The 7,637-nt window shown below is 69.4% G+C and carries 4 protein-coding genes and 1 pseudogene; 4 read left to right on the forward strand and 1 reads right to left on the reverse strand.

Annotated features, from left to right (window positions below; all coding sequences use genetic code 11):
• The 4 genes and pseudogenes from JX283_RS07450 to argH form a co-directional block, all read left to right on the forward strand.
• Window positions 1-915: pseudogene (locus tag JX283_RS07450) on the forward strand (phospho-sugar mutase); the annotation flags it as partial.
• A gap of 1,562 nt (window positions 916-2,477) precedes the next feature.
• Window positions 2,478-2,912 carry an arginine repressor gene (locus JX283_RS07455; protein WP_204830010.1) on the forward strand — a complete coding sequence of 145 codons (435 nt, stop codon included), beginning with the start codon at window positions 2,478-2,480 and terminating at the stop codon, window positions 2,910-2,912.
• Window positions 2,913-3,126: 214 nt separating this feature from the next.
• Window positions 3,127-4,461 carry an argininosuccinate synthase gene (locus JX283_RS07460; RefSeq protein ID WP_204830011.1) on the forward strand — a complete coding sequence of 445 codons (1,335 nt, stop codon included), beginning with the start codon at window positions 3,127-3,129 and terminating at the stop codon, window positions 4,459-4,461.
• Between the two features lie 24 nt (window positions 4,462-4,485).
• Window positions 4,486-5,898, forward strand: coding sequence for an argininosuccinate lyase (gene argH, locus JX283_RS07465; RefSeq protein ID WP_204830012.1), 1,413 nt, complete (start codon window positions 4,486-4,488; stop codon window positions 5,896-5,898).
• Between the two features lie 159 nt (window positions 5,899-6,057).
• Here the strand turns inward: argH and JX283_RS07470 are convergent.
• Window positions 6,058-7,637, reverse strand: a 1,580-nt coding sequence (locus JX283_RS07470) for a transglycosylase domain-containing protein (RefSeq protein WP_204830013.1), incomplete at its 5' end; no start/stop codon positions are given.

A 7,637-nucleotide genomic window follows, 5' to 3' on the forward strand; every position in this document is an offset into this window, starting at 1 on the left:
TGCCCCTACCCCAACCCCGAGATCCGCGAGGCGCTGCAGAAGGGCCTGGAGCTCTGCGACGAGGTCAAGCCCGACCTCCTGCTGGCCACCGACCCCGACGACGACCGCGTNGGCATCGCCGTGCCCCACGACGGCGACTACAAGCTGCTCTCCGGCAACGAGGTGGGCGTCCTGCTCGTCGACTGGCTCGCCCGCCTGAAGCAGGAGGCCGGCGAGGACGTCTCCCGTAAGGTCGTCGTCTCCACCATCGTCTCCTCCGCCATGCCCGACGCTTTGGCCGGCAANTACGGCTTCGAGATGNGCNGCGTGCTCACCGGCTTCAAGNNCATCGGCGGCCAGATCGACATGCTCAACTCCAAGGGTGANGGCGACCGCTACCTGCTGGGCTTCGAGGAGTCCTACGGCTACCTGGCCGGGACCCATGCTCGCGACAAGGACGCCGTGGTCACCTCCATGCTCATCTGCGAGATGGCCGGCTGGTACGCCAGGCAGGGCAAGGACCTCTACGAGGCCATGGACGGGCTCTACCGCGAGCTCGGCTTCTACCTCAACGGCGTGGTCAACGTCACCTTCGAGGGCGCTGCCGGCGCCGACAAGATGTCCCGGATCATGAAGGGCCTCCGTGCCCAGCAGCCGCTGACCATCNCCGGCTACGACGTCGAGGGCTGCACCGACTACGCGGGGTGCGTTGAGATGCCCATCCTCAACAAGGANCCCGAGGACCCCGCGCAGACCCTGCCCGCGGCCAACGTGCTCGAGTACCGCCTCGCCGGCGGCCACAAGGTCATCGTGCGCCCCTCCGGCACCGAGCCCAAGATCAAGGCCTACCTGTTCACCACCGGCGCCACCCGCGAGGACGCCGAGGCCGTCCAGGACGANCTGGCCGTCGCCGCCAAGGANNACCTNATGGCCTAGGAATCCCTCCTTNATCTGNATCAAGCGCACCTGANAAAGGCTGAGGGCGACCTGGTACACGCCGGGCCGCCCTCAGTCGTTTTCAGGTGCAGGGGGGGAGATGATGAGGTGCTACGCCTTGGCGGGCTGCACCGNCAGGGCNGTCGCGACGTCGGACGCCACGGTGGCGGGGTCCCACTGGTGCGAGGAGTTCCCGCTCGACGTGGGGTCGTGCACCGTGACGGCACCGTTGTCGCCCGGGGTCACGAGCACCCAGTGCGGCGTCGCGCCGAGAGCGCCGCCGCCGGTCTGTGCCAGCACGTAGGTGCCGTCGCCGAGGGCCTTCGCCAGGGCGTCGCCCGTGGCCGCGGTNCCCGGCGCGGCTGCCTGGTCGGGGCCGTCGCCCTCGGGGGAGTCCTGGCCCGCGTCCTGCCCGGGGGCCGCGGTGCCGGCGAGGTCGAGTGCCGCCACGGCGAGCCCGAGGTCGCCGCCCTTCTCGGTGAAGAACGAGGCGTCGGTGCCCGAGTCGCCGGAGGCCTTGCCGGCGTCGGTAGCCGCCTGGGCGATGGTCGCGGGGGTCTGGTCGGCGTTCCCAAGGAGGGCGATGCGGGCCATGGCGCAGGCGATGGGGCCCGAGCCGGTCACGGCGAGCGGGGAGCCGCCGTAGTCGAGGTNGCCCCAGCGGGCGTCCCAGCCGTAGAGCGCTNGGACCTCGCCTTGGGCCACGGCGTCGTCGTAGGGCTGGGCGGTGTCGTGGTCTGAGGACGTCCAGCCGTAGACGAAGCCCACGGNGCCGNGCTCGGCGAGGGCGAGCCGGATGAGGGGCTCGGGGTACTCGGAGCCGCGCTNCGCGATCTCGGCCAGCTGGGAGTCGCGGGAGAGGGCCTGCCTGAGCGNGTTCTGGAGGTCGTCGGGCAGGTCCTGGGACACCGCGGGGCCTTGGTCCCGCGAGGGCGCCGACGACACGCACGAGACCACCGAGGAGACGACGAGCACCACCGCCACGAGGACGACGGCCACAAGGACGATGAGGCGCGGGTCGAGCGCGCCCAGGCGCCCGCGGCGCCCGGCGAAGTTGATGGGGTGGCGCTGGAGCTGGTAGCCGCTCGCGTTGCGGCGGCGTTGGGCCGGGGTCTGGTAGCCGCGGCCGTGCAGCTGCGGCGGCTGGCCCTGGGCACGTCTCCGCGAGGAGGACCGGCTGCCGTGGCTTGAGCGACGCCCGGACCCGTTGCCCAGGGGCGGACGCCCGTTTCCCATCTGCGGACTCTCGTTCACGGGACCTCCCGTATCATTTACGAATCTTGTTCCTCGGGTAACCAATCATAAACCCTCGGCCGGCGAGGACGCCTTTGTCAGGGACCCTGCAAAAGGCCCGACGGCGCCGATCCAGCCGTCCGCCGACGCTTNGGTACCGTCCGCCGGACNTGTTTTGTTACGAAGTCGATAATTGAGGGGAAATACTGCCCTCAAAAGGTCCAGACAGGGGCAAACTGCCTGCAAGCCGACCAGCTCGACCGAGCGNCCCCGGTTCATGCGCCACGATGAATGGCGCGCCGAGGAAACCAAGGCAAAGGTGATTTTTTTTGGTCAAGGGACGCAACAACNGGCAGGATGCCATCCGCGAGATCGTGCGCGGCAAGAGCATTCGCACCCAGCGCGTCCTTGTCCAAGAGCTTGAGGACGCCGGCTATGCCTGCACCCAGGCCACGGTCTCCCGCGACATCGCCGACATGGGCCTGCGCAAGCTGCCCGAGGGCGTGTACGTCCTCGCCGAGGACCTCCACCTCCAGCGCATGGTCTCCGNGCTCGTGACCGACGTCAACCACTCCGGCAACCTCGTGCTCGTCAAGGCGCAGCCCGGCACCGCGTCGGGCATCGCCGCGGCCATCGACGCCGCGGACCTCCCNGAGGTCGTCGGGACCCTCGCCGGCAACGACACCATCCTGGTGGTCGCGACCTCCCCCGAGAGCGCGGAGGCGTTCGAGGGCCACATCAACAAGCTCCGCAACTTCCGATGATGGCGGCCATCCGGTAGGCCTCGAGCCTCCGGGTGTCCGCGCCCCAGACCCCAGGCGACGCCTGTCCGGCGCCCGTCTNGNCNCGCATGNCCCGNCGAGGCGGTGCGTGCGTCTGTCTTCAAGCAAAGACCCGCTCACANAACAGAACAGCCTGGGACGGCCCCTCCTCGCGGGGGACCGTCGTCGACGGCACCCATCGTCAAGGAGTAGAGCCATGACCGCCACCGCCACCGCCAACACCGCCGCCCCCAAGGGAAAGGTCGTCCTCGCCTATTCCGGCGGTCTCGAAACCTCCTGCCTCATCCCCTGGCTCCAAGACCAGGGCTTTGAGGTCGTCACCGTCATCGCCGCCCTCGGACAGCCCGGCTCCTCGGACATCGACCACATCGCCCAGAAGGCTGTCTCCCTCGGCGCCACCGCCTCCTACGCCGTCGACATGCGTGAGGAGTTCTGCGAGGACGTCTGCGCCTGTGCCATCAAGGCCAACGGCATGTACGAGAACCGCTACCCGCTCCTCTCCGCCCTGTCCCGCCCCGTCATCTGCAAGCACCTCGTGGACATCGCCCACAAGGAGGGTGCCGTGGCCATCGCCCACGGCTGCACCGGGAAGGGCAACGACCAGGTACGCTTCGAGCTGGAGTGCAAGGCCCTGGACCCCGACCTCGAGATCCTCGGGCCCGTGCGCGACTGGGACCTCCTCACCCGCTCCCAGGAGATCGAGTACTGCGCCNANCACGGCATCTGCATCGAGGTGACCAAGTCNTCGCCCTACTCCATCGACGAGAACGTGTGGGGCCGCGCCATCGAGTGCGGTGTGCTCGAGAACCCCTGGAACGAGCCGCCCTGCGACGCCTGGGTCATGACCGTCGACCCCATCGAGGCCCCCGACCAGCCCTGCGACGTCGTGGTCTCGTTCGAGTCGGGCAGGCCCGTGGCCCTCAACGGCGAGCCCATGGCCATGCTCGCCCTCATCGGCAAGCTCAACAACATCGCCGGCGGCAACGGCTTCGGGCGCATCGACATGATCGAGGACCGCGTCATCGGCATCAAGAGCCGCGAGTGCTACGAGNAGCCCGCCGCCCTCGCCCNCATCACCGCCCACAAGCACCTCGAGTCGCTCTGCCTGCCCGGCGACGTCCTGGCCGTCAAGCTGCAGCTCGAGCACGAGTGGGCCAAGCAGGTCTACGGCGGCCTCTGGTTCAGCCCCCTCAAGGACGCCCTCGACTCCTTCTTCGAGTCCACCCAGCAGACCGTCACCGGCGACGTGCGCCTGCGCTTCTACAAGGGTTCCTGCACCGTCACCGGCGTCAAGAGCGACAGCTCCATGTACGACTTCGGCCTCGCCACCTACGACGAGGGCGACACCTACGACCGCTCCGCCGCCAAGGGCTTCATGGATCTCTACGGCTTGCCCAACAAGGTGTGGGCCCAGCGCACCCTGGGCCAGGGAGCTCCCTGCGACGCCCCTGCGGCCGCCTGCGACCCCAAGCCTCTCGTGGNGAGCGTGGAGCCCTCCGGCGCCGCCGCCAAGGTCACCCTGTACAAGTAGACGAAAATCCGAGGTGGACGACCCATGGAAAGCCAGCAGAACCAAGCCCCGAAGCCCCTCTGGTCAGGCCGCTTCGACGCCACGCCCTCGGGCGAGCTTGAGCTCTTCGGGGCGTCGCTGACGTTCGACCGGCGCCTGTGGCGCGAGGACATCGCCGGATCCGTCGCCCACGCCACGATGCTCGGCCGTCAGGGCATGCTCGACGAGGCCGACGTGGACGCCATCCGCGCCGGGCTCGCCCGGATTGCCGACGAGATCGAGGCCGGCACGTTCGTCTTCGACCCCACGGTGNACGAGGACGTGCACATGGCCATCGAGCGCGTGCTCACCGAGCGCATCGGCCCGGCGGGCGGGCGGCTCCACACCGGGCGGTCGCGCAACGACCAGACCGTCACCGACGGCCGCCTCGCGGCCAAGGGCTTCGCGGCCTCGTTGCATGACGCCGCCCTCGACCTCGTGGCCGCCCTCGCGGAGCGGGCGGAGGGGGAGTCCGGCGTCGTGATGCCCGGATACACGCACCTCCAGCCCGCCCAGCCGGTCCTCCTGTCCCACCACCTGCTGGCCTACGCGTGGATGCTCCTGCGCGACTGCCGCCGCTTCNACGCGGCCCTCGACGCCGCGGACGCCTCGCCGCTCGGCNCGGCGGCCCTGGCCGGCACCACCTACCCGCTGGACCGCGCCATGACGGCCGGGGCCATGGGCTTCTCCTCGGTCATCCCCAACTCNATGGACGCCGTGGCCGACCGCGACTTCGTGTGCGACCTCGTCTACGCCTGCTCCATGTGTCAGATGCACCTCTCGCGCCTCTGCGAGGAGCTCATCGTCTGGTCCACGGCGGAGTTCGGCTTCGTGGAGATGGACGACGCCCACTCCACGGGGTCGTCCATCATGCCGCAGAAGAAGAACCCCGACTTCTGTGAGCTTGTGCGCGGCAAGACCGGCCGCGTCTACGGCGACCTCGTCTCCATCCTCACGGTCCTCAAGGGCATCCCGCTCACCTACGACAAGGACCTCCAGGAGGACAAGGAGCCCATGTTCGACGCCTTCGACACCGTGCTGGGCTCGCTCCATGCCGTCACGGGCATGGTGCGCACCATGAGGGTGAGGTCCGACCGCATGGCCGAGGCGGCCCACGAGGGCTTCATGGCGGCCACGGACCTCGCCGACTACCTCGTGGGCAAGGGCATGCCGTTCCGGGAGGCCCACGGCGTGGTGGGCCGCGTGGTGGCCGACTGCGTCAAGGCCGGCGTGACGCTCCAGGATCTCACGGCCGAGGAGCTCCGCAGCTGGTCGCCGCTCTTCGGCGACGATGCCCCCGATGCCGTGGCCATCGACGCCGTGGTCTCGCGGCGCACCACGTTCGGAGGCACCGCCCCCGACGCCGTGGCCGAGCAGCTCGCCCTCCTCAAGGNGGCTGTTGCGGGGGAGGCGCGCTAGGGGTCCGCGGCCCGCGCGGCTGGGGTCGTCCTCCAGATGGACCGCCCCCTGATGGGGGGCACTTAGGGGTTCCCAAAGAAGAGGGGCCCGGCGACCGTCTCGGTCGCCGGGCCCCTTGTTCGGTTCCCTGTGGGGGTGCCGGGCAGGGCGCCCGCGGCGTCAGCCCGTCGGGGTCGTGCCGCCCGCGGTATCGCCTCCGGCCNCGCCGTTGCCGCCGGCGCCACCGCCCGTACCTCCGCCGGTGCCTGTGCCGCCGNTGCCGCCCGTGCCTCCGGTGCCGGTGCCTCCCGCTGCATCGCCGCCGGTGGCCCCGCCCTGGGAGGGCGTCGTGGGTGTCGTGGCGCCGCCCTGGCCCTGCCCGTTGTCGGTGGGTGCCGTGGGCTGCTCGGTCGTCGTGGTGGTCGTGGTCTCCTCTGTCACCGTGGTCTCCTCAGGGGGCGTCTGGGCGGCGCGGGACGACGACCTGGAGCCGCCGTTCGAGGAGGACCCGGTGTTCTTGGCAAACGACCAGGTGCTGTTGGCCTTGTAGGTGGGCCTGGCGTCGGCGTCGGGGAACTCTGCCCTGGGGGTGTCTCCCAGGTAGGCCTTCACGAACTGGCCGAAGATGGGGCACGAGCTGTTGGAGGGGTGGCCGTCGGAGCCGTCGATGAAGACGGTCTTGGAGGAGTCGGGGTAGCCCGTCCACACCGCCACGGCGATCTGGGGCGTGTAACCGCAGAACCACAGGTTGTCGGCGTACTCGGTGGTGNCCGTCTTGCCGGCGATGGGCTGGTCGATGCCGTAGGACGACACCACCTTGGCCGTGCCGCTCCCGGAGGTGACCACGCCCTCGAGGACGTCGGTGGCCGCCGCCGCCACTGCGGGGTCGAGGGCCTGGGTGGGCGTGTCCTTGTGCTCGTAGACCTGGTTGCCGTTGCGGTCCTCGATCTTGGTGATGGCCACGGCGTCGCGGTGCACGCCGCCGGAGGCCAGGGTCGAGTAGGCCTCGGCCATCTGGATGACGGGGACGGGGATGGTGCCCAGGGTGATGGAGTCGTAGGCGGGGAGGTCCTCGGTGATGCCCATGTCCTTGGCGCACTTGACGATGCTCTGGCCGCCGACGGCCTGGGCCACCTGGACGTAGCCGGTGTTGGAGGAGAGCTCGGTGGCTTTCCTCAGCGTGATGGTGCCGTATGAGACGCCGCCGTAGTTCTTGACGGTCCAATTGGACGAGACTTTGAGCGGTGAGTTGCAGTTGAGGTAGACGTCGGGGTCCATGCCGTCTCGAATGGCCGCCACGAGCGTAAAGGCCTTGAACGAGGANCCCGGCTGGCGCATGCCCTGGGTGGCCAGGTTCACCTGGTTCTTGGAGAAGTCGCTGCCGCCCACCATGGCCTTGATGTAGCCCGTGGAGGGGTCCACGGCCACGAGGGCGCTCTCGAGGCCCTCCTGGCCGATGGCCTCCAGGCGGTCGGACACGGCCTTCTGCGCCTCCTGCTGGGCGTCGGGGTCGATGGTGGTGTAGACCTTGAGGCCGCCCTTCATGACGGTGTCGCTGGAGAAGTCCTCCGACAGCACTTCCTTGATGTACTGCGTCCAGTAGGGGTAGACGCCGGTATTCGACATGGTGTTGGACCCCGGGTTGAGCTCCAAAGGCGTGTTGTGGGCCTCGTCGTACTCCTCTTGCGAGATGTCGCCGGCGTCCAGCATGCGCTTGAGCACGAGGTTGCGGCGCTTGACGGAGGCCTCGGGGTTTTGGG

It is taken from the genome of Olsenella sp. CU969 (assembly GCF_905219715.1).
Taxonomy (GTDB): domain Bacteria; phylum Actinomycetota; class Coriobacteriia; order Coriobacteriales; family Atopobiaceae; genus Granulimonas; species Granulimonas faecalis.